Source organism: Streptomyces olivaceoviridis (assembly GCF_014650115.1).
Taxonomy (GTDB): Bacteria; Actinomycetota; Actinomycetes; order Streptomycetales; family Streptomycetaceae; genus Streptomyces; species Streptomyces olivaceoviridis.
Window position 1 is genome coordinate 41,907 of record NZ_BMUI01000031.1, and the last position, 22,834, is coordinate 64,740.

The following is a 22,834-nucleotide window of genomic DNA, read 5'->3' on the forward strand; positions in this document are numbered from 1 at the left end:
ATGCCTCGTCGCAGCACCTGGCAGCAGCAGCTGCTCCGGGACTTCGCCGCCACCCTCGACTCGTGCGACCCCTCCCGCGTCACCGACGTACGCCGCGCGCTGGCGCGGGACGGCTGGACCGGCGTCTGTCTCCCGGTGGACGACGGGGGCTTGGGGCTGACGGCCGCCGACGCCGCAGGACTGGCCGAGCACTTGGGTCTCGCCCTGGGCCCGAGCGACCCTCTGGACGCCCTGGCGGCACTCCCGTTCCTCACCCGCGCGGCACCCGGACTGGTCCGGGAAATCCGTACGGGCGCGTGCGGCGTCGGGGTGGCCGTACCCTGGCCCGACGCCGGCGCCCAGGGCACGTGCCACCATGCTCACCGAACCGAACTCGACGGCCGGAGCGGCGGATACGACGGCCGGACGACCGCACAGCACAGCCACACCGCCCAGTTCCGCGGGCCGGCCCTCTTCGCTCAGGAGCCACCGGACCTCGTCCTTCTCCCGGCTGCCGGCGCGCCGGACGTCGTGACCGGGTGGCGGCCGGCCGGCGCGACGCCGTACCCGACCCCGGGCGACACGCTCATGGCCGTGGCCACGGACGGTCCCGGCACCGCGTACCCCGGCCTGGCGGACGTGTCCGCCGGTCCGCTGTGGGCCGGGTGCGCGCTGCTGCGCAACGCCCACCTGCTGGGTCTGGCCCGCGCCGCGCTCACCCGGGCCGTCGAGCGCGCCCGCAGGAGGTCGCAGTTCGGCCGCCCGATCGGCTCGTTCCAGGCCGTCGCCTTTCCCCTCGCCGCCCAGCGCACCCGGCTGGAGGGGCTGCGCCTGGCGAACGACGCGCGGCTGCGCGAACTCGACGCCGACGGACAGGGCATCAGCCCGGAGCGGGCCTGGCGGGCGCTGGCCGGCGCACTGGCTCTGACGGCCGCGGTCACCGCGCTGCTGGAGGACTGCGTGCGTCACGCCGTGCACGTCCACGGGGCCTACGGTCTGTACGACGGGAGTCCCGTCGCCGCCTGCCACCGCCGCCTGATGACGGAGACGGCGCGCTGGGGACCGTACAGGCAGCCGGCCGGCCCGCTCCCCTCGCCGTCCGCGGCGGACCCCGGTCCCCGCGGCGAGCCGGCCCCGCTCCGGCTGGCCCGACTGCGGGAACCGGCGAGCGTACGCGACACGGAGGTGCGGTATCCGGCCGGCCGGTGTGTGCACGAGCTGTTCGAGGCGGCCGCTGCCCGCCATCCCGGCGCCGCCGCCGTCCGCAGCGCCGAGGGCGACCTCACCTACGCGCGGCTGGACGCGGACGCCGAGCGCCTGGCCGAGGCCCTGTCCCGGCGCGGCATCGGCGCCGGTGACCTCATAGGGCTGCACATGGAGCACGGTCCCGGGGCGGTGACGGCGATCCTGGCGGTGCTCAAGGCGGGTGCCGCCTATCTGCCGCTCGATCCCGCCCATCCACCGCAGCGGAACGCCTTCGTGTCCGAGGACGCGGGCGCCGCCCTCGTCCTGAGCGACGCCCGGCTGCTCGACCGTCTGCCGCCGCTGCGCGTCCCGGTCATGCCCCTGCCGGAGCCCGCCCGGAACGCGGCGGGTCCGCGGAGCGCGAGGCGGCCGGCGGCTGCCGACTCGCTCGTGTACGTCCTCTACACCTCCGGTTCCACCGGTACGCCCAAAGGGGTCGAGGTCGAACACCGTAATCTGACCAACCGGCTGTACTGGGACGCCGCCACGTTCCCGCTGCACCCGTCGGACGCGGTCCTGCACCACACGTCCCTCGGCTTCGACATCTCCGTGTGGGAGATCTTCGCCCCGCTGATCTCCGGCGCCACGCTCGTCGTCCCCCCGCCCGGAGCGCTGCGCGACCCGCACCGGATGCTCACCCTCATGCGGGACACCGGCGTCACCGTGCTGGCCTGCGTCCCTTCCCTGCTGGACGTGCTGCTGGACGAGGACGGTCCGGCCCTCGCCGACGTGACCGGCCTGCGCTACGTCTTCTGCGGCGGCGAGAGCCTGCCGCCGCGGCTGGTCGACCGGTTCCACGCGCTGGGACTGCACGCGGAGCTGCACAACTTCTACGGCCCCAGCGAGTGCACCATCGACGTCACGTCCTGGCAGTGCCGTCCCGGGGCCGGTGACGCGCCGGTGCCGATCGGAACGCCGCTGGCCAACGTCCGCGTGCACGTGCTGGACGAGCACGGCGAGCCGGTGCCGCCCGGCCGGCCGGGCGAGCTGTACGTCGGCGGGTCCGGTGTGGCCCGCGGCTACCGCCGGCGCCCCGGCCTGACCGCGCGGCGCTTCCTGCCCGACCCGTTCGCCGGCCGGCCCGACGCGCGCATGTACCGCACCGGCGACCTCGTGCGCATGGACCGGGACGGGGTCCTGCACTTCCTCGGCCGGACCGACCGCCAGGTGAAGATCCGCGGCCACCGCGTCGAACTCGACGAGATCCAGCACGCCTTGGAACGGCACCCCGGCGTCCGCGCCGCGGCCGTCCGTGCCGTCGACGACCGTATCGAGGCCCATGTCGTCGCCGCGGACGGCACTGCCCCGGACACCACCGGCCTGACCCGGCACCTGCGCCGCACCCTGCCCGCCTACATGCTCCCCGCGGCCTACGGCTTCCTGCCCGCGCTGCCCGTCACCGGCAACGGCAAGACCGACTACGCCACGCTGCCGCGCCTGCGGCCGGAGCGCCACGAGACGGAGACCGGGAGCGGCGGGCCGGACGCCCTGGAGGACGCGCTCGCCGGACTCGCGGGCCGGCTGCTCGGCCGGGACCGGCTGGATCCGGGCGAGGACTTCTTCGCCGCGGGCGGCAGTTCGCTGCACGCCGCCCGGTTCGTCTCCCGGGCACGCGCCGAACACGCCCTGGACGTCCGTCTGGAGCACTTCCTCGCGTCCCCCACCGTCCGGGACCTCGTCAAGAGCGCAGCGCACGCACGGGAAGGCGACCACCCCGATGACTGACCGACAGCCCCGCACCCGGCGCCAGGAGGGGCCTGCCGACGCCCGGATCCGCGTGTTCTGCTTCCCGCACGCCGGGGCGGGCAGCGGCGCCCACCGCGCCTGGATCACCGCGCTCGCCCCCGACATCGACGTCCACCCGATGGTGCTGCCGGGCCGGGACGGGCGCTACACCGAGCCGCCCCGCTCCAGTGTGACGGCCCTCGCCCGCGGCTGTGCCGACGACGTGGCCGAGGTCCTGGACCACGCGGCGGACGACCGGCCGTACGCCCTGTTCGGGCACAGCCTGGGTGCCGTCACCGCCTACGAGACCGCCCGGGTCCTGCTGCGCCGGGGCAGGCCGCCGGCGATGCTGGTGGTCTCGGGCAGCGAGCCCCCGCACCGCCTCACTCCGCCGGCCCGCCCCTGCCACGACCTGCCGGACGACGCCTTCCTCGCGGAGGTGATCCGGCTCGGCGGCACCTCACCGGAGATCCGTGAGGAGCCGGAGTTGCTGCGGCTGATGCTGCCGGCGCTCCGCGCGGACTTCGCAGCCGCCGAGACCTACCGGCACCGCCCGGGCGGTCTTCCGCTGCCGACCCCGATCGCCGTCTACGCCGGCACCGAGGACATGACGCTCGTACCGCGCCGCCTGGACGACTGGGGCCAGCTGACCCGCGTCCCCGTCGTGCGGCACCGGCGCTTTCCCGGCGGCCACTTCTACCTCGACACAGGCCGCCCGCTCGTCCTGCAGGCTCTGCGCCACGACCTGATGCAGGCGGCCACGCCGTACCACGCCCCGCCCCGGACCCCGACCGCCCACCTGTCCAGGAGGTCCCTGTGACCGTCTCCCCGGCCACGACGACCGTGGCGACGCGGCATCCGCTCCAGCCGCTGACCGCCGACGAGATCCGGCTCGCCGCCACGCTGCTGAAGTCCCGGCGCGGGCTCACGGCGGACGTGCGTTTCGTGATGATGTCGCTCAAGGAGCCGGACAAGGGCCGGCTGGCCGACGAGGATCCGCGGCGCCGTCCGCCACGCGAGGTGAGCGTCGTCCTGCGCGACCGGCGGCACCGCCGTACCTACGAGGCGGTGGTCTGCCTGGACACCGAGGAGGTCACCCTCTGGCGCCCGTGTCCCGGTGTCCACACCGCCATCACCGAGGAGGAGTTCGCGCAGTGCGACGCCGCGGTCCGTGCGGACCCCCGCTGGCAGGAGGGCATGCGCCGGCGCGGTGCCGGGGACTTCTCCCTCGCCATGGTCGACGCCTGGCCGACCGGCCACACCGGTGACCACCCGGACTGGCCGGGACGACGGCTGTCCTACGCGCTCACCTTCCTCCGCGCCCGTCCCCGCGACAACGGCTACGCCCGCCCGGTCGAGAACCTGGTGGCGCTCGTGGACCTGGACTCGATGGAGGTCCTGGAGGTCACCGACCGGGGCGTGGTGCCGCTGCCGCCGCTCTCCGGGAACTACGACCCGGACGAGCGCGACGACGAGGGCAACTGGCCGCCCGCCGTGCGTGAACGCACCGACTTGAAACCGATCGACATCACCCAGCCCGAGGGGCCGAGCTTCACGGTCGACGGGTACGCGGTCCGCTGGCAGAAGTGGCGGCTGCGTCTCGGCTTCACCGTCCGTGAGGGTCTGGTGCTGCACCAGCTGGGATACGAGGACAAGGGCCGGGTCCGGCCGGTGCTGCACCGTGCCTCCCTCGCCGAGATGTACACGCCGTACGGCGACCCCGGCTTCACCCACTACCGCAAGAACGCCTTCGACGAGGGCGAGTACGGCGCCGGGTTCATGGTCAACGCCCTCGAACTCGGCTGCGACTGCCTCGGCGAGATCCATTACTTCGACGCCGTGGTGCACGACCAGGACGGCGAGCCGGTCACACTGCCCCACGCCATCTGCATGCACGAAGAGGACATGAACATCGCCTGGAAGCACACGGACTTCCGCACCGGCAGGGTCGTCACCCGGCGGCAGCGCCGACTGGTCGTCTCCTCCTTCGCCGTCCTCGGCAACTACCAGTACGGGTACTTCTGGTACCTGTACCTGGACGGCACGATCGGCTTCGAGGTCAAGCTGACCGGGATGATCTCGACGGGGGCGTTCTCCGGCCCCTGCCCGCCGTACGGCGCGGCGGTGGCGCCCGGTCTGTACGGCCCGCACCACCAGCACTTCTTCTCCATGCGCCTGGACATGGCCGTCGACGGACCGCGCAACTCGGTGTACGAGGTCGACTCGGTGCCGCTGCCGGTGGACGAGCACAATCCGTACGGCAACGCCTGGCGCACCGAGGCGCGCCTGCTGGCCACGGAGCGGCAGGCCGAGCAGCGCACCGCGCAGTCCGCCACCGGCCGCTTCTGGAACATCGTCAACCCGCACCGGCGCAACGGCCTCGGCGAGCCGGTCGGTTACAAGCTCGTCCCGTCCTCGGGTCTGCTGCCCATGCAGCCCCGGGGCAGCCAGGCCTGGCACCGGGCCCGCTTCACCTACGGCCACCTCTGGGTCACCGCGCACGACCCCGCCCAGATGTACGCCGCCGGCGACTACCCCAACCAGCATCCCGGCGACGGAGGTCTGCCCGAGTACGTGCGGGACGACCGGCCCACGGCCGACACCGACATCGTGCTGTGGCACACCTTCGGCGAGCACCACGTCGTACGGCCCGAGGACTGGCCGGCGATGCCGGTCGTAGCCACGGGGTTCACGCTGCGGCCGAACGGCTTCTTCGACGGCAACCCCGCCCTGGACCTGCCCGCGCCCGACGCCTGCCGGGCCGGCTCCTGCCACGACCCACTGCCCGACGACCGCACCCCGGAAAGGAACAGCGCACCATGAGCACCACACTGACCGACCGCTATCCCACCCGGCTGCTGGAACCCGGTCCGCGCGTGCCCCGGCACGATCCGGTGGTGTGGGGTGACCCGGCGGACGGGCCGCTCTCCCCCGGTGAGTGCACCGACTACGCCGACCGCGGTTACCGCCATGCTCCGCAGCCGTTGTTCGGCCCGCACGAGGTGAACGCCCTGCGGCAGGAAGCCGCCCGGCTGGCCGCCGATCCAGCCCTGCGCGCCGACGAGCGCACGGTGGTGGAGGAGGCCTCCCAGGAGGTTCGCTCCGTCTTCGAGGTGCACCGCGTCAGCCCCGCCTTCGCCCGGCTGGCCGCGGACCCGCGCCTCGCGGACGTGGCCCGCCAACTCCTGGGCTCGGAGGTGTACGTGCACCAGAGCAGGGTGAACTACAAGCCGGGCTTCACCGGCGGGCCCTTCTACTGGCACTCCGACTTCGAGACCTGGCACGCCGAGGACGGCATGCCGCGACCGCGCGCGCTGAGCGTCTCGATCGCCCTGACGGAGAACTTCCCGTACAACGGCAGTCTGCTGATCATCCCCGGTTCGCACCGCACCTTCGTGCCCTGCGTCGGCCGTACCCCGCCCGGTCACCACCGCACGTCACTGCGCACCCACTCCCCCACCGTCGGCATGCCGGACCAGGACGCGGTGCGCGAGCTGGCCGAGGAGGCCGGGGGGATCGACCAGTTCACCGGGCCGCCCGGGTCCGCGACGTTCTTCGATTCCAACTGCATGCACGGCTCGAACGGCAACATCACACCCTGTCCGCGCTCCAACATCTTCCTCGTGTACAGCAGCGTCGAGAACACGCTCGGGCCACCGTACGCCGCGCCCGCCCCCCGGCCGTCGTACATCGCCTCCCGGGACTTCACACCCGTCGGGGAGGCCCGGTGAACCTCGGCGAACCCTTGCACAACTTCGTCGGCGGAGCCCGGCGTCCGGCCCGCACCGACGAGACCACGCCTCTGGTGAACCCGGCCACCGGGCGCCCGGCCGGAACGGCTCCCGTCTCCGGCGAGGCCGACATCGACGCGGCCGTACGCTCCGCCCAGGACGCGTTCGAGCGCTGGCGGGACACCCCGCCCGGCGAGCGGCAACGGGCCCTGCTCAGGATCGCGGACGCCCTGGAGGAGCGGTCCGCGGAGTTCGCGGCAGCGGAGACGGTCCACACCGGCAAGCCACTGCATCTCGTCGTGCGCGAGGAGATGGGCCCCCTGACGGACCAGATCCGGTTCTTCGCGGGGGCCGCCCGGATGCTGGAGGGCCGGTCCACGGGCGAGTACCTGCCCGGCCACACCTCCTCGGTCCGCCGGGAGCCAGTCGGCGTGTGTGCCCAGGTGACGCCCTGGAACTACCCGCTGATGATGGCGGTGTGGAAGTTCGCCCCCGCCGTCGCGGCCGGCAACACCGTGGTGCTCAAACCCTCGGACACCACCCCGGTGACCACGCTGATGCTGGCCGAGCTGGCGGCGGAGTTCCTGCCACCGGGCGTCCTCAACGTGGTCTGCGGCACCCGGGAGACCGGGCGGCGGCTGGTGAGGCATCCAGGGCCGGCCATGGTGTCGGTGACCGGCAGCGTGCGCGCCGGCACCGACGTGGCCTCGGCCGCCTCCGCCGAAGTCAAACGCGTCCACCTGGAGCTGGGCGGCAAGGCGCCGGTGCTGGTCGCGGCCGACGCGGACCTGGCGCACGCCGCGCGGGGCATCGCCGAGGCGGGCCTGTACAACGCCGGCCAGGACTGCGCGTCGGCGTGCCGGATCGTCGTCGACGCCTCGGTGCACGACGCGTTCGTGGAGCACCTGGTGCGCGAGGTCAAGGAGCTGACGCCGGGACCGCCCGACGATCCCGGCGCCTGGTTCGGACCGCTCAACAGCGCGGCGCAGCGGGACCGGGTCCGGGGCTTCCTGGAGCGGCTGCCCGCGCACGCCCGTACCGTCGCCGGGGGTTCGGCGCTGCCGGGTGAGGGGTTCTTCCACGAGGGCACGGTGGTCACGGGGCTGCGCCAGGACGACGAGGCGGTGCAGGAGGAGATCTTCGGGCCCGTCCTGACCGTGCAGGCGTCCGCCGACGACGAGGAGGCGCTGCGCATGGCCAACGGCGTGCGGTACGGCCTGGCCTCGTCGGTGTGGACGCGGGACCACCGCCGTGCCGTGTCCATGGCCCGGCGCATCGACGCCGGCATCGTCTGGATCAACTGTCACATGCCCACGGCCGCCGAGATGCCGCACGGCGGCTTCAAGCAGTCCGGGTACGGCAAGGACCTGTCGGCGTACGGACTGGAGGACTACACGCGCGTCAAGCACGTCATGACCTGCACCGGCACCTGAAGTGACCGGTGCGGCCGGTGTGTTCAGCGCAGGGCGATGAGCGCGATGGCGGCGGTCGCGCACACCAGTCCGGCGGCCTGCCACCGCGTCAGCCGCTCGTGCAGGAAGACCAGCGCCAGCAGCACGGGGATGGCCGGATAGAGCGCCGACAGCACGGTGGCCACGGCCATCAGCTGGTGCCGGGTGGCGGCCAGGTACAGGATGATCGCGACCGTGCCGACCGCACCGGCCGCGGCGGCCACCGCCGCCGGCCGGCCGGGCATCGTCACCGGGGACCGGTAGAGGACGAGCACGGCAGCGATGACCAGCACGGAGGCGACCCGGCTGACGACGACGGGCCACAGGCCGCCGCCCGCGCCCACCTGAGCCATCGCCAGGAACTGCACCCCGAAGCCGACGCTCGCGGCCAGCGCGGCCGGCACACCCGCCGTCCCCGGCGGGCCCCCGCCCGGGCCCGAACCCGACGCCTGGGAGACGAGCCAGAGCGCGGGCACCGCCGCCACGATGCCGACCCAGGCGACAGCGGCCGGCCGTTCGCCCAGCAGGGCCACCCCCACCAGGACGGGAAGGGCGACGGCGCCCACGTCGCTGACCGGGACGACGACGCTCATCTGCCCCTGGGACATCGCCCGGTAGAGGAAGGCGACCCCCACGCCCGTGCCGACGCCCGAGAGCGCCCCGAACCAATAGTCACCCGGCGTCGCGGAGCCGCCGACGGACGACAGGGCCGCCACCAGGGCAACCGCGGTCCCGGCAAGCTGTGCGTACAGGGCCACGGTGATGCCGTCGACCCGGCGGGAGACGAGCCCGTTCGCGAAGTGGGTCACTCCGAAGCAGAGCGCGGAGGCCAGCGCCAGCGTCTCACTCACGGGCCCTCCCCGCGGGCGGCTGCGGACTCTCCCCGGGCGGTAAGGCATCGGCGCGCACACATACCGAGCGCCCTACCCGGGATCCCCACGATGATGACACCCGGCTGACCGACCGCTCCCCGGCGTCGGCGAAGGACGTCCCACCCAGGCAGTCCCGGCTGTGCCGTTGAGCGTGCTGCAACGGTGGGCGAGGTGTCCCCCGCTCCCAGGCTGTCTGGTCGGAGGGTCGCGGCGCGGCCACGCGCCAGGATCGGCTGGAAGGCCGCGGACCGCGACATCCGCACCGGCGACGGCAGGGCCCTCGGTCCGCCGGGCTCCCGGGCGCCGGACCGCTAGCCCTTCAGCGACCGGATGACGTTCAGGGTCAGGTCGATCTCTTCGGGGAAGTTGACGATCCCCGCCGACAGACGTACGTGGGGAATCCCGTACGGCGTGGCGTTGGCGATGACCCGGTTCTCGCGGAGGATCCGTGCCACCTCCTGCGGTGCGTAACCCTCCACGTCGAAGGTGACGATGCCCGCGGACAGCTCGGGGTCGAGCGGGGTGTGGAGCGTCACGTGCTCCATGGCGGCCAGGCCTTCCTTGATCTGGCTGTTCAGCTCCGCGATCCGGTCCTGGATCCGCTTGCGTCCGATCTGCCGGACGAAGCGGAACGCCTCGGCGGCGGCCCACTGGTGTTCGTAGGAGAAGAATCCGCCCGGACTGACCCACGCGGCTTCCGTGGGGCCGGCCGGCCGGCGGTCCTGTCGCCACGCCGCGGAGGTCTCCTTGCTCATCAGGCTGGGAATCGTCGGCTGGAGGAGCGCCCAGTTCTCCGCCTTCGCCCACATGATCCCGGTCCCGCGCGGTCCCAGGATCCACTTGTGCGTACCGGCGGAGAAGAAGTCGCACCCCATCTGTGCGACGTCCTCGTCCGCGACGCCGAACCCGTGGACCCCGTCCACCACCAGCAGGATGCGGTCGGCTTCGTCGCGGTTCCGGTTCAGGTCGGCGATGGCGTCGGCGATCCTGGACATCGGCAGGCGCACGCCGGTGTTGGAATGCACCCAGGCCACACCGAACACACGGGTGTTGGGGCGCACGGCGGCGCGCAACCGGGCGATGGCCTCGTCGGCGGAGAAGTCGAACGAGGAGTCGTAGAGCGGGATCGAGCGCATGGTCGCGCCCCACTTGTCGACGGCCAGGCGGATCGCCTCGTGGTGCGGGTAGAACTCGTGCGTGGTGGTCAGGACCTCCTGGCCCGGCTTCAGCCGCAGGCCGTTGTAGGTCAGAGCCAGTCCCATGGTGGTGCTGCTGGTCAGGGCGATCTCGTTGGCCTGCCCGCCGACGTACTCGGCCGCCTCGGCACAGACGGTACGCCACAGCATGTCCTCTTCCCGGGCGAACATGTTGTCGTCGAGGAAGCTGTGCGGGTTCTCGTCGAACGCGCGCCGGTAGTTCGTGATGGCGTCACGGACGGGCGTCGGATTCGAGGCGAGGTAGAAGTTGGACAGGTGCACGAGGTCGGGCGACAGGAGGAACTGCGCACGGACGGATTTCCAGTCGCCCGGATCGAAGGGCTGGGGTGCGCTCTGCGGCGTGACCTGCGAGACACTCGCGGTGTCGGAGTCGACAAGGCTTTCCGGGTTCGTAAGGGACACGATCACTCCTCTTGACTGTGACTGGGCTGCATGTGTGCGGGCGCCGGACCACGGCCCGGACCTGCCGGTCGCGCATGGGGGTCGAGCCGGGGGGAGTTCTCAGAGGACCTCGGAACGGTCCGCCCTCGGGCCGACCTGCTCCGTTTCGCTCCTCTGCCTCTCCTCCTCGTCGCGGTGCGCGTCCGCCGCCTCGGCGCCGGCCGACGCGGTCCCGGAGCGCCGGCGTGCGTCGGTTGCCCAGACGATCAGCGCACAGGTCGCGAACACGGCCCCGAGGAGGCTGGAGGCGGCCCAGCCGTGGGAGGAGAAGACGGAGGTGGTGGCGGCTGCGCCGAGGGCGGAGCCGAGGGAGTAGAAGACCATGTAGCCGCCGATGACGCTGCTGGTGCGCTCCGGGTGCGCGGTGGTGAGCACGTGCTGGTTGCTCACGTGCACGACCTGGACCGAGAAGTCGAGCACCACGATGCCGACGGCGAGCAGCCACAGGGACCAGGACAGCTGCGCGGTCGCGGCCCAGGAGGCGATGAGCAGCACCAGCGCCAGGCCGCTGATCGGGATCGCCCGTCCCGCGTCCGCCCACCGCCCCGCACGTGCCGCGCCCAGAGCGCCGGCGAGTCCGGCGATGCCGAACAGTCCGATCTGACTCTCGCTCAGGTGCCACGGTGCGTGCGCCAGCGGCAGGGACAGGCCACTCCACAGGGTGCCGAACGACGCGAAGAGGAAGAACGCGATGAGACCGCGCGTCAGGAACAGACGCTGCCCGAACAGCCCGCCGAGCGAGACGACGGCCTGTCGGTACCCCGCGGGCCGACGGGAGCCGTCCTCGGGCGGCAGTGCGCGCAGGACGAGGGCGGCGAGGGCGAGGGCGAGCACGCCGAGCACGGCGTACATGCTGCGCCAGCCCCACACCTGCGCGAGCACGCCGGTGACGAACCGCGCGCCCAGGATGCCCACCACCACACCCGACGTCACGACACCGATGTTGCGTCCGCGCTCGGCGGGCGGCGAGACCGTCGCGGCGTAGGCCACCGTGGTCTGTACCACGACCGCGAACATGCCGGCCAGGGCGAGCCCGGCGAAGGCCGCCCACGCGGCCGAAGCCGCGGCCGTCACGAACAGGCCCGCCGCGGTGACGGCCATGTGCACCGCGATGAGCCGGCGCCTGTTGGCGACCACGTCGCCGAGCGGCACGAGCAGCACCAGACCGACCAGATAGCCGAACTGGCCGGTGGAGACGATCCACCCGGCGTGCTGTGCCGACACCCCGAGGCTGTCTCCCATGGGCGGCAGCACCGTTTGCGCAGCGTAGATGCTCGCCACCGCGACACCGCACACGGTCGCGAGGAGTAACCGTCGCCAGACGTCCATCGCACTCCTTACAAAATGAGTAGCAAAGTGAAACTATTTTGACCGTAGGGCATGATGGTCTCAATCCGCAACTCATCGGGAGGTGTCATGCCGCGCCCCTCCACGGGCACTCCGAGCCCCGCCTGGACCGATCCCGACTGCCCGGTGGCCCGCACGCTCGACCTCGTCGGTGACCGGTGGAGCCTGCTGATCGTCCGGGACGCGATGGACGGCGCACGGTCCTTCACCGAGTTCCAGCAACGGACCGGCATCGCCCGCAACATCCTCACCGACCGCCTGCGCAAGCTCACCGCCCACGGAGTCCTGGCCCAGCGGACCGCGCCCTCGGGCCGCCGCCTGCAATACGTCCTCACCGACGTCGGCCGCGATCTCTTCCCCGTCCTGCTCACCCTCCGCCAGTGGGGGGAGCGCCACGCCTTCGCACCCGGCGAGGCGCACTCCACCCTGGTCGACCGGCAGGGCGCCCGTGTGCCGGACATCAGGCCGACCGGCGCCGACGGTGCCCTCCTCGACGCCGACACCACTCACGTGCGGAAGACCGGCGGCGCACGACAGCGGTGAGGCGACGGCCGGCGAGACGGTCAGCGCCCGCGCCCGTGCTCGGGCACGCGCGGCGACGCGGTGTGCCCGGCCGGCTCACGGGCGGCGCCCGCGGGCCAGACGACCTCCACGGCGATACCGCGGGCACGGGCGTAGGCGACCATGTGGGCGGTGGCGTCCTGCCCGCTGGACGGTGAACCGTCCCAGACGGCCAGCAGCCGGGTGCAGCCGCTGACCAGCCGTTCGTCCGCGCTCACACAGGCGTCCCGGTCCAGCGGGTCGAAGGGGAGCATCCGTATCCGCCCGGCCAGGGCCAGCAGCTCCCGGTGCGCCCGCCGGTCGTGGCACGGAGCGTCGGCGAAGGCATCGCCCCGTTCCGGGAGCAGGACGACCAGGCGCCGCCCCACCTCGTGCGCCACCCGCCCGAACGCCAGGGGCAGTCCGGCGCCGGCGCGTACCAGTGCCGTCGCGTCGGGCGGCAGGCCCCGCAGGCGTTCCCGCAGTTCGGCCCGCACCAGCTCCCACGTGGTCGGGGTCAGGTCGGCATGTCCCACTGCCGTGATCATCCGATCGCTCGCTTTCTCACCGTGCGGTGCGCTCCGCTCGTATCCGTCCCGTCCACACCTGTTCAGCGGGACGGTCCGCGCGCGTCAGCTCCGCGCGCAGCAGGTCCAGGCCCATCGGCCCCAGGTTCAGCGCGTGGTGGTGGAACCGCTTGAGGTCGAAGGCGGCGCCGTCGCGGCGGCGGGCCGCCTCCCGCGCCTCCAGCCACACCTTCTCTCCCAGCTTGTAGGCGAGGGCCTGCCCCGGGCGTCCCAGGTACCGGTCGATCTCGAACTCGACGAACCCCGGTGGGCCGAGCCCGCAGTACTCCGTGAGGAACGCGCGGCCCAGTTGTGGCGTCCACCGCTCGCCCTCGTGGAACCCGGTGCCCGCGGGGATGGGGAGTTGCAGGTGCAGCCCGATGTCCAGGACGACCCGTGCGGCGCGCAGCAGTTGCCCGGTGGCCAGCATCCCCAGCCGGTGGGCCGGTTCGGCGAGGTATCCGAGTTCGTCCATCAGCCGCTCGGCGTACAGGCCCCACCCCTCCACGTGCCCCGGGTGCAGTTCGCACGACAGCCGCTGGAACCGGTTGAGCACGGAGGTGTTGAGCGTCGTCACGCCCAGCTGGAGGTGGTGGCCCGGGACACCCTCGTGGAACATCGTGCCCGGCACGGTCCACGTCCGGATCGGCGCGCCCGGTTCGGGCCTGGTCCACCACACCGTGCCGGGACGCGACAGGTCCTCGCTGGGCGCCAGGTAGAAGGCGGGCCCGTCGGCGGGGCCGATCCGGCAGTCGATCCGCCGCAGCGGCTCGGGGATCGCGAAGTGTGTCCCGTCGAGGTCGGTGATGGCGGCGTCGGCGAGTTCCTGGAGCCAGTCGCGGAACTGCGCCCTGTCGGTCATCTGGTGGCGCGGGTCCTCGTCGAGCGCCGCCAGCACGGCCGGCACCGGTTCGCCGGGCGCGATCCGCGCCGCCGTCACCGCCATGTCCCGCTGTACCCGGCCGAGTTCCTCCCAGCCCCAGGCGTAGGTCTGCCGCAGGTCCAGCCGGGTGCCGAGGAACTCCCGCACCCCGAGCCGGTAGCGCTCCTCGCCCACCGCGTCCAGCTCCGGGGCGTGGGCCGCGAGCTCCCGCGACAGGTACGCGGCCATCCGTGCCAGCGCGTCGTTCGCGGCCGCCACGGCCTGCTCCAGTGCGCCGCGCAACACACCGTCCCCGTGCCCGGCGGGCAACCCCGCCAGGTACTGCCGCATGTCACGGCACTCCCGGGCGTTGCGGATCACCTGGCGGTACGGTGCCACCCGGCCACCGCGCCGTGCCGCCTCCAGGCTCTCCCGCAGCCCCGCCAGCGCCTCCGGTACGGCCGACAGCCGTGCCAGCAACACCTCCCACACGGTGTCGCGGCCCTGATCCAGCAGACCCACCGCTTGCCGCACACGCTGGACGGGCCCGTCGAGGGTGTCCAGCAGCGTGCCGTACGCGTCGGTGTCGGCCAGCGCCACCTGCGTGGCGAGCCGCTCACGCAGCACCGCCGCCGCGACGCGCTCCGCGTCCCCGGCCACGGGCGTGTCCTCGACGGCCTTCAGCATGCGGCGCGCCGACGCCGCCCGCTCCTGCACCGCCTGGGGGCCGAAGTCGGTCAGACGGGTCTCCTGACCGGCGATGCCCATCGCCGCGGCGAGGCAGGGGTCCAGTAGGGCCAGCTCGTCCACGTACTGATCCGCGAGATCGTTCAACGCCGTCACGATCGGGACCCTTTCTGCGACGGCAGCCCGGCGGCGGTGACGGCCACCGCGCACGACAGGTGCTGAGTGCTCATGCCGGCACCTGCTCCGACGTCGTACGAGCGGCCGGCCGGGTGCGGACCGAGAGCGAGGCGAACAGATCGGCGATCCAGCGCCGGCCGCCCTCGGGGGTGTCGCCCGCGACGATCCCCGCGAGCACCGTCTCGCCGGACTGGTAGGTGATGTGGTCGGGCAGCGGCGAGCCGGGCGGCAGTTCGTTCCAGGCGACCACGGCCGGGTCGTCCCGGAACGCCGCCGTCCCGTCGAGCCCCTGGAACTCCCTACCGGCCAGGTGGTGGCCGGGGCAGACGAACCAGCCGTACAGGCGCCGGTCGGCGGGCGGCTCGGGGATCGTTCCGGTGACGCGCTCGCCGAGCAGCGCGCGCAGCTCGTACGAGGGGAGGTGGACGCCGGTGGCCAGCTCGACGGTCGCCGCCACGTCGGCGCCCCCCACCCGGTTGCCGACCTCCAGGAAGACCGGTTCCCCCCGGTGCGCGATCGCCTCCAGATGGAAACTGCCGTCCTGGATGCGCACCGCCGCCAGGGCGCGGGACACCCAGGCGCGCTCCTCCTCGGACAGGGTGAGCTGGAACGACCCCAGCGGCCCGCCCTGCGCGTACTGCAGGCAGGTGCCGACGTACTCACTGCCGCTCAGGACCAGTACGTCGCCGCCCTGCACCAGGCCGTCGAAGTGCCTGATCGGCCCGGCGACGAACTCCTCCACCTCGAAGTCCGCCAGGTCGCTGCCCGCGTCGAGCCCGGGGATGCCGGTGCGGCCCCCGGTGACGGCTGCGGCGGCCTGCCGGGGCGTGTCGAAGACGAGGACGTCCTCACTGGACGCACCGCGATGCGGCTTCAGTACGGTCCGGCCGTCCCAGGGGACCCGGCCGTCCAGGTCGAGGAAGCGGGGCAACGCGAGGAAGCGGGGCACGCGCAGGCCCGCCTCCTCGACCGCCTGCTTCATCAGGACCTTGTCCCGGGCCAGGGCCACCTGGTCGGCCGGCGCGCCGGGCACGCCCAGGTACTCGCGCAGCAGGGCGGCGTCGAGCAGCTCGTACTCCGACACCGAGATGACCCGGTCGAAGTCGCGGGGCCAGCGTGCCAGCCAGTCCCGTGCCTCCTCGAAGGCCGAGCCGAGACCCGGACGGCTCACCCGCTCGCAGCGCAGGTGCGGTGGCAAGGTGGCCAGCGCCTGGTCGGTCCCGAAATAGGTGACGTCGTGCCGGTCGTGGGAGATCCCCCGGTGATATTCGATCTTGAAGTAGGGCACGCGGTGCAGGATGAGGATCTTCATCGGGTCTTCCTGAGGGAGGCGGGAGAGCGGAGGGCGCGGTCCAGGGCGTCCGACCACGCCTCGCGCAGCGCGTGGACGACGGTGCGGATATCGGTGCGGCCGCCGCGCAGGACGACGCAGCCCTGCGCCGCGAAGTCCGCGTTGTCGCGGGCGACCGCGTGCAGGTCGCGGCGCTCGGCCGACAGCCAGGAGAACTCCGTGGCCGTCAGTTCCCCGTCGGCCAGGCCGAGGCGTTCCGCGGTGACCTGGACGGCGTCGGCGAACGGGTCCGTGCCGGACAGGACGTCGCCCGGACAGAACGAGCGGTCGGTGGCCACGCCGAGCAGCACGGTCGCCGCCGAGCACCCGGGCACCAGCTCCGGCCTGTCGGAGGCCGTGCCGAAGGCCGCGTCGACCCAGCGGTGGTGCAGATCGACGCCGTAGACCCAGCGGGCCAGCGACCAGATCTTCATCCCGCCCGGTCGCCGGTTGGGCTCCACCACCGCGGCGCGCAGCCCGTCGTCGCTCAGCTTGATCTCGTTGTGGAAGGGCCCGTCACACTGCCCGACGAGCAGGTTCGCCTGCCGTCCCGCCCGTTCCAGCGTCGCGCGCTCGTGCTCGGCCACTCGGGCCGGCAGGACCTGGGCGATCTCCACGGGGTACCGGCCGAGCGCGCTGATCTTCTCCGTGAGGAACGCCAGCGAACCCAGTCCGTCGAAGGAGTACTCCCTCCGGTACGGAATGAGCTCCTCGCAGATCACCCCGCCCTCCAGGTAGGGGAGGATCTCGGCGAACACCGCCGTGAGGTCGTCGCCCGGCCGGACCACGACGACGCCCCGGTTGTTGCCCTCGGCGGTGGGCTTGACGACGAAGCCCTGGGGGTGATCGCGGGCGAATCCCCTCAGCTGGTCGAGCGAGGCGATCTCGGCGAACGCGGGCACCATGATCCGTTGCGTCCGGAGCAGGTCGGCCACGCGTGCCTCGGCGAGCCGGTAGCGGTACTTGGAGAACGCGCCCTGGGCCGGCCGCGACGCGTCGACCGGGACGCCCAGCCGCTCCAGCAGCTCGGCCCCGCTGTGTACGGCGTTGTCGGAGAAGACGATGCCCGCCCTGATCCGCTCGCGCCGGTCGCCGAGCAGCTTCTCGCCCATCTCGGCGAAGTCGTCGCGCAGCGGATCGAGGTCGATCACCTCGTCGGCGATGGAGCGGTCGGCCTCGGTGGGGTCGGCGCGGACGAGGATCACCGTCGCGCCGTGGTGGTCTCGCGCGTGGTCCCGCAGGTGGCGGACCTCGTCGATGCGGCTGAGGTTGTAGTCGACGATGAGGAGGATCGGCCTGGTCATCCGCACTCCCTCTCGTACACGATCTCGATGGCCTTCTCGGAGGCGGGCAGCAGCCAGGAAAGGACCGCGTCGCGGTCCGCTCGGTCCATGCGCCAGAGCACCTGGCCGAGGAACACTTCGCGCGAGGACGAGTGCACGACGTCGCCGGGTTCGAGCAGGACGTGCGACACGACGGGCTCCAGGGGGAGGTCGCCGTTCAGACCGACCGATCGGATCGTTCCGGGCTCGGCGAAGAAGACCCGGAAGAACGTCGCGTGACGAACCCGCGTCGTGCCGTCCGCCGCGAACGACAGGCTCTTCAGCGCCGTGCCGAAGTCGGCCGGCCTGCCGGCCGCGAGCAGGCAGTCCAGCCAGAGGTCGAGCAGGCCGGGGCCGCCGGTCAGCGCCGCCACACTGGGCGAGATCAGGCTGCCGCCCACCCGCGGGTTGACCTCGATCAGATCCCAGCCGGACGCGGCGTGCCTCGCCTCGATGTGGAAACAGCCCCAGTCGAGGTCGAGGACGTCCAGCACGCTCGTCACCCAGCGGATCCCGGCGGCGATCTCCTCCCGCGACAGGCTGGTGGGCGGGCTGACGCAGGCGTTCTCCAACACGGTCCCCGCCGTCTCCGTGACCTGGCACTTCTCGTGCACGGCCACGACGTGCGGCTCGGCGTCGACGGCGATCACCTCGAAGCTGAACTCCCTCCCCGGCACATAGTCCTCGACGAGGAACTCCATCCCGCCGGTGACACCGTGACCCGAGCCGGCTCCGGGACTGCCGGAACCGGGCTGGGCGGTGAAGGCGCTGGAGTAGACCGTGTCGGACCGCGCCTCGGTGGCGATGCGTTCCACCTCGGCCCAGGTCGTGTCGGCCGTGAGGGGAAACGTTCCGAAGGAGGCGATGCCGCTGACCGGCTTCACGAAGTAGCGACCGCCCGCGCGTTGGCGTTCGGCGAGCGTCTCGGGAGTGAGGGCGGACGCCCGGCCGCGGCTGAGCCCGGCGTCGGCCAGCCGGTTTCGCAGCGTCAGTTTGTCCCGCAGGTCCAGGACCTGCTTCTCGTCCAGGTCCGGCACTCCCAGACGGGCGTTGGCCAGCGCCATGAGATGCCGGTAGCCCTCCCAGACGGTGAGACAGCACTGCACCGCCGCACCCGCTGCCTGGAGGTGGTCGAGGTAGTCCTCGACGTCGCGGGCCGTCAGGACGTGCCCGTCGGTCACCCGCACGTCGGCGGCGAGGTCGGCCAGCGTCGCCGGCCTGGATGCCTGGTGCTGCGGTTCCGGCAAAGAGCTGAGCACATAGCCCTTCAGCCCCCGCGCCGTGACCGTGCCGAGGAGGTCCTCCATGAACGAGAACCCGACATGGCTGAGCAGCAGCACTCCCCTGGCGTTTTCGGTGCTCATTCCGGCCTCCTTGCCGGCAGGCGGGGGCGCGGCGCGACCGCACCGCGCCCCCGCTGCGGACGGATCTCAGGCCGGCTGCTTCTCGGCCCCGGCGATGGTGTCCAGGTAGAGCTCCTCGAAGTACTGCGCCAGGATCTGCTGGTGCTCGCGGAGGTACCGCTTGAACGCCTCGATGTCGTCCTGGCTGCGCAGCAGGTGCCGGACGGCCGCCCACACCTCGCCGGGGTGGTCGTCGTTGATGTCGGTGTGCGAGTGGTTGATCTGGCCGCCGATGTTGGCCTCGCCGACCGACTTCTTCAGCGCCTCCAGCTTCCTCGGCTCCAGCTGCACGTTCACGTACTCGACGAGGTAGGAGTACGCCACCACGCCCAGCGGGCCCTCGTGGTCCAGGAGGTAGGAGAAGTAGCCGGTGAGCAGCTTCGTCGACAGGTACGGCTCGGTGGCCAGGAACTGTTCGCGGGACACGCCCGCCTTCTCCAGGTCGGCGATGAACAGCTCGTCGTGGAGCATCTCCTCCTGCTCGTAGTTGGCCCAGACCTGCGCCGCCTCGGGGCTGGTCTTGGCGATCTCCACCAGCGCCTTGGCCTCGGACACGCGCAGCATCCGGATGCGCCAGGCGGTCTCGATCAGGTTCCGCCTGTAGTACGCGGAGTCGACGTTCTTCCCTTCGAGATGGGCGGCTTCGGGGACGTTGGCGTACCACTCAAGGACCTGCTGGTCGAGCTGCGCGTCGATCTCGGCGCGCAGCTGGGCCGCGGCAGTGCTGCTGAGGAACGGGGTACGGTCCCCGTAGCCGACGTTGGTCACGCGGTTCGGCATGGTTCACCTTTCGGTTCGGACACTCGGACTCTTCGTGCGAGCGGATTCAGATGTCGTCGGCGACGCGAACGGTCGCGTCGCCCCGCAGCCGGCACTGGCAGGCCAGGCGGTGGGTGCCGCCGGTGCGGCCGAGGTCTTCCAGGAAGTCGAGTTCGTCGGGGTCGGGTTCGCCGAGGGAGCCGAGACCCTCCAGCACCTCGATGACGCACGCGCCGCACGATCCGGAGCGGCATCCGAAGGGGATGGGCCGCAGCTGCGGCACCTCGTACTCGACTTCGGTGAGGGGAGATCCCGCCGGCAGCAGGACTTCGGTTCCCGCCGGAAGGATGGTCAGTTTTTTCAGGTTCATGACAGGTTCACGGCGTCGATGTCGGTGGAGTGCTCCGGTGCGAGGCGCGATCCAGGGCGCAGCCCGACCGCCGCGTGATTCGCCGCGGTCGCCGCCTCGCCGAAGGCCACCGATATGAGGGGAACGCGACCCTCGTAATGGCAGATGTCGCCGACCGCGTACACTCCCGGCATATTCGTCCGCATCGCTCCGTCGACCAGCACAAGGCGATTACTCATCCGGAGTCCCCAATCGGCGATCGGGCCCAGGTTGGTGATGAATCCCAGCGCTCCGACGAGAGCCTGTGCGGGCAGTTTGAATTCGCGTTCCTCGGCCCGGACCCACACTTCTTCCAGGTTTCCGGTTCCTTTACAGGCCGTCACCTGCGCGTCGGTCACCACTCGAACGCCCGATGCGTACATCTGCTTGACGCTGTGCTCGTGGGCGCGGAAGGCCGAGCGCCGGTGCACGACCGTGACGGACCGTGCGATCGGCGCGAGGGCGAGAGCCCAGTCGACCGCGCTGTCGCCGCCGCCCACGATCACCACGTCTCGGTCCCGGTGCTCCTCGGGACGCGGCACGTGGTGGGCCACACCACGCCCCTGATAGGGCCCCAGGCACGGCAGGGTGCGCGGGACCGAACGGCCGAGTCCGGCTGCGATCACGACGGCTCCGGCACGCACCAGCCCGCCGTCCTCCAGCCGTATCGCCCAGCCCCCGCCCTCCTCCGGCACCAGGGAGACCGCCGTCCGGCCGAGCAGGTAACGCGGGCGGAACGGCTCCACCTGGGTGATCAGAGCGTCGACCAGTTCCCGGCCCCGTACGGCCGGAAGGCCGGCGACGTCGTGGATCCTCTTCTCCGGGTACAGGGCCGCGACCTGTCCGCCCGGCTCCGGCAGCGCATCGACGATCACGCTGGAAAGTCCTCGGAAGCCCGCGCAGCAGGCGGTGTACAGACCGGCCGGCCCTGCGCCGACTACAGCCACGTCCGCGCTCGCTTCCGCGTCGGCCACGGTCGTCTCCACTCGAACCCCCGCTCGGTCCATCCTGAACTCCAGGTATTTCTAGCGTTCGGTCGAAGAACTCTGCTGCCCCATTCCGAGGGCCGGTCGTGCGGGTGACACCAAGGAAATCGCCTTCCTACCGCTCGGCGCTTTCCCGTCGATATCCGGCGCTGTTGCCGCCGAACTGCCTCTCATCATTCGCCGGCCCTGATCTGCCGTCAAGAAATGGATTCGAAACTCCGCCCGCCGCTATTCACGGGCCGCAGGGTGCAGAACCGCTTCCGCTCCGGGCCGGACGGGCGTCCCGCTCACCGCCCCGGGCGTCGCGGCTCCGGTGCGCTCCGCTGTTCGTCCGCGTCGATGACCGCCTGGCCCAGAGCGCTGGCGAACCGCTGCCACTCCCGGGCGTAGGAGTTGGCCAGGTCCGCGACGGCGACGGCGCAGTGCGGTGGCACCGCGGCCAGCAACTGCCGCCCCGCTTCGAGATCGGGCGCCCGCTCGTGGAGCCAGCGCAGCAACGCGCGCCCGGACTGCGTGAGCCTGAGGGACGGGTCCTTCGCCAGGCTCTCGATGCGCCGGGCCCGGCCGCGTCCTGTGCACCGGGTGCTCACCGGGTCGCCCGCGCCGCCCGCGGGAGACGGGTCCCGGGCTTCGCGCGCGGCGCTCCGGTCCGGTGGCCTGGGCTCCTGCTCACCACGCCGTATCCGCTGCCGGATCTCGCACGCCGTGCTGATCGACACCCCGGCGGCGGTGGCCGCCTCCTGGAGCGTGGCGGCGGGGTGCTCGGCGAGGAACGCGCCGACCGCCTCCCGGCGTTGCGCCGCATCGAGCGGACGAGAACGGCCGTCCGTCCCGACCCGGACCTTCGACTGTGGAACTTCCTCACTCGAAGCACGGCGGACGGCGCCCACCGTCTTGGGTGACAGCCGGGTGATGCGCGCGACCGCCCGGTCCGACAGATCCGGGTGCTGGGCCAGGATGCGCCGGGCCGCGGCTTTCCTGTCCTGGAGGGTCAGGGGCAGACCATGGCTGACGTTGGCCGCCACGGAGTGGATGAACACCTCACTGGCCGGCCCGTCCAGATACCGGACCGGGATCATCTCGTCCCCCCGCAGCCGCGCGGCCCGGAGCCGATGCATCCCGTCGACCACGCGCAGGGTGTCCCGGTGCACCAGTATCGGCTCGATGTCGCCCTGCGCGAGGACGGCGATGTGGTCCTGGCTGAGCCCTTCCAGACGTGGCGAGTCGGCATCCACCAGCGAGGCGACGGGCGTCAGATGGACGTCGGCACATGGTGCCGACGTCGTCGGGGCGGGATCCCGGGCCGCCGTCCGCGACCGGTCCGGCAGGCGTGTGGGGGGCGGGTTGTCCACAAGGTCTGAAGGCACCGAAGACCTGCTTTCTGTCGTTTTCTGCATGTGGGGCTGCAAGTACCGAGGAGAACGTCATCGGTTCCGGTGAGCGTGATGCCCGGCACAGGGGTGCCGCGCGATGGAAGACGGTGGAGCGGATCTCGCCGCGAGGGCGCGGACCGTCATGACGTGGCGGAGTCCCCGCCTGGCGGCCGGCCGGCGAATCGGCGGGACCGGCACGGCACGTCCGTCAGTCTCCGAAGGGCCGGCGGGCGCTGAACGGCGCCTCGTACGGCTCCGCCCACCGTCGGCCCGCCCGCGCCGTACAGCCGAAGACGGGCTCGGCGGACGCTCCTGGTGTCGGCTCGTGCAGCAGTGTCATCGGGACTTCCTCCCAAGCGACGTACCGCTGTCCCCGATCGATGTGCGGCGGCCTCGCCGCCGACTGCGGGGGATCAACCGACGGCGAGGCCGA

Annotated in this window: 19 protein-coding genes; 6 read left to right on the forward strand and 13 right to left on the reverse strand. The window is 72.3% G+C overall.

Annotated features, from left to right (window positions below):
- The 5 genes from IE273_RS36600 to IE273_RS36620 are packed head-to-tail and all read left to right on the forward strand — an operon-like array spanning position 1 to position 8,113.
- Positions 1 to 2,949, forward strand: coding sequence for an amino acid adenylation domain-containing protein (locus tag IE273_RS36600; protein ID WP_189819433.1), 2,949 nt, complete (start codon positions 1 to 3; stop codon positions 2,947 to 2,949).
- Positions 2,942 to 3,769, forward strand: a complete 828-nt coding sequence (locus tag IE273_RS36605) for a thioesterase II family protein (RefSeq protein ID WP_189819434.1) — start codon at positions 2,942 to 2,944, stop codon at positions 3,767 to 3,769. The genes IE273_RS36600 and IE273_RS36605 overlap by 8 nt, the downstream gene beginning before the upstream one ends.
- The gene (locus tag IE273_RS36610; RefSeq protein ID WP_189819435.1) at positions 3,766 to 5,772 is read left to right on the forward strand and encodes a primary-amine oxidase; all 2,007 of its coding nucleotides are present in this window, start codon (positions 3,766 to 3,768) and stop codon (positions 5,770 to 5,772) included. Before IE273_RS36605 ends, IE273_RS36610 begins: the two co-directional genes overlap by 4 nt.
- Positions 5,769 to 6,680 (forward strand): ectoine hydroxylase, encoded by a 912-nt coding sequence (gene thpD / locus IE273_RS36615; protein ID WP_189819436.1) that lies wholly within the window; start codon positions 5,769 to 5,771, stop codon positions 6,678 to 6,680. The genes IE273_RS36610 and thpD overlap by 4 nt, the downstream gene beginning before the upstream one ends.
- Positions 6,677 to 8,113: an aminobutyraldehyde dehydrogenase gene (locus IE273_RS36620; RefSeq protein WP_189819437.1), complete on the forward strand. Its 1,437-nt coding sequence runs from the start codon at positions 6,677 to 6,679 to the stop codon at positions 8,111 to 8,113. Before thpD ends, IE273_RS36620 begins: the two co-directional genes overlap by 4 nt.
- Before the next feature lie 23 nt (positions 8,114 to 8,136).
- On the opposite strand, the gene IE273_RS36625 is transcribed toward IE273_RS36620, so the two are convergent.
- The 3 genes from IE273_RS36625 to IE273_RS36635 all read right to left on the reverse strand — a co-directional run bounded on the left by IE273_RS36625 (position 8,137) and on the right by IE273_RS36635 (position 11,990).
- Positions 8,137 to 8,982, reverse strand: coding sequence for an EamA family transporter (locus IE273_RS36625; protein ID WP_189819438.1), 846 nt, complete (start codon positions 8,980 to 8,982; stop codon positions 8,137 to 8,139).
- A 332-nt stretch (positions 8,983 to 9,314) separates the two neighbouring features.
- Positions 9,315 to 10,622 (reverse strand): aminotransferase class V-fold PLP-dependent enzyme, encoded by a 1,308-nt coding sequence (locus IE273_RS36630; RefSeq protein ID WP_229887903.1) that lies wholly within the window; start codon positions 10,620 to 10,622, stop codon positions 9,315 to 9,317.
- Between the two features lie 99 nt (positions 10,623 to 10,721).
- Positions 10,722 to 11,990 (reverse strand): MFS transporter, encoded by a 1,269-nt coding sequence (locus IE273_RS36635; RefSeq protein WP_189819439.1) that lies wholly within the window; start codon positions 11,988 to 11,990, stop codon positions 10,722 to 10,724.
- 87 nt (positions 11,991 to 12,077) lie between these two features.
- Here IE273_RS36635 and IE273_RS36640 point away from each other — a divergent pair, with 87 nt between their 5' ends.
- Positions 12,078 to 12,551, forward strand: coding sequence for a winged helix-turn-helix transcriptional regulator (locus IE273_RS36640; RefSeq protein WP_189819440.1), 474 nt, complete (start codon positions 12,078 to 12,080; stop codon positions 12,549 to 12,551).
- 20 nt (positions 12,552 to 12,571) lie between these two features.
- On the opposite strand, the gene IE273_RS36645 is transcribed toward IE273_RS36640, so the two are convergent.
- The 10 genes from IE273_RS36645 to IE273_RS44805 form a co-directional block, all read right to left on the reverse strand.
- A complete protein-coding gene (locus IE273_RS36645) occupies positions 12,572 to 13,096 on the reverse strand; it encodes a hypothetical protein (protein ID WP_189819441.1) in 525 nt (174 codons plus the stop codon).
- A 16-nt stretch (positions 13,097 to 13,112) separates the two neighbouring features.
- The gene (locus IE273_RS36650) at positions 13,113 to 14,819 is read right to left on the reverse strand and encodes a DUF885 domain-containing protein (protein ID WP_189819442.1); all 1,707 of its coding nucleotides are present in this window, start codon (positions 14,817 to 14,819) and stop codon (positions 13,113 to 13,115) included.
- Positions 14,820 to 14,889: 70 nt separating this feature from the next.
- Complete coding sequence (locus IE273_RS36655) at positions 14,890 to 16,152, reverse strand: ATP-grasp domain-containing protein (RefSeq protein ID WP_189819443.1); 1,263 nt, start codon at positions 16,150 to 16,152, stop codon at positions 14,890 to 14,892.
- Positions 16,149 to 17,474, reverse strand: a complete 1,326-nt coding sequence (locus IE273_RS36660) for an ATP-grasp domain-containing protein (RefSeq protein WP_189819444.1) — start codon at positions 17,472 to 17,474, stop codon at positions 16,149 to 16,151. The genes IE273_RS36655 and IE273_RS36660 overlap by 4 nt, the downstream gene beginning before the upstream one ends.
- Positions 17,471 to 18,856 (reverse strand): ATP-grasp domain-containing protein, encoded by a 1,386-nt coding sequence (locus IE273_RS36665; protein ID WP_229887905.1) that lies wholly within the window; start codon positions 18,854 to 18,856, stop codon positions 17,471 to 17,473. The genes IE273_RS36660 and IE273_RS36665 overlap by 4 nt, the downstream gene beginning before the upstream one ends.
- Before the next feature lie 66 nt (positions 18,857 to 18,922).
- Positions 18,923 to 19,675: a hypothetical protein gene (locus IE273_RS36670; RefSeq protein WP_014677206.1), complete on the reverse strand. Its 753-nt coding sequence runs from the start codon at positions 19,673 to 19,675 to the stop codon at positions 18,923 to 18,925.
- Between the two features lie 46 nt (positions 19,676 to 19,721).
- A complete protein-coding gene (locus IE273_RS36675) occupies positions 19,722 to 20,024 on the reverse strand; it encodes a 2Fe-2S iron-sulfur cluster-binding protein (RefSeq protein ID WP_189819445.1) in 303 nt (100 codons plus the stop codon).
- Positions 20,021 to 21,049 (reverse strand): NAD(P)/FAD-dependent oxidoreductase, encoded by a 1,029-nt coding sequence (locus tag IE273_RS36680; protein ID WP_189819446.1) that lies wholly within the window; start codon positions 21,047 to 21,049, stop codon positions 20,021 to 20,023. The genes IE273_RS36675 and IE273_RS36680 overlap by 4 nt, the downstream gene beginning before the upstream one ends.
- A 266-nt stretch (positions 21,050 to 21,315) precedes the next feature.
- Entirely contained in the window at positions 21,316 to 22,395 is a 1,080-nt protein-coding gene (locus tag IE273_RS36685; RefSeq protein ID WP_229887906.1) for a ParB/RepB/Spo0J family partition protein, read from the reverse strand.
- Positions 22,396 to 22,609: 214 nt separating this feature from the next.
- Positions 22,610 to 22,741: a hypothetical protein gene (locus IE273_RS44805; RefSeq protein ID WP_268257532.1), complete on the reverse strand. Its 132-nt coding sequence runs from the start codon at positions 22,739 to 22,741 to the stop codon at positions 22,610 to 22,612.
- Positions 22,742 to 22,834: the final 93 nt, after the last annotated feature.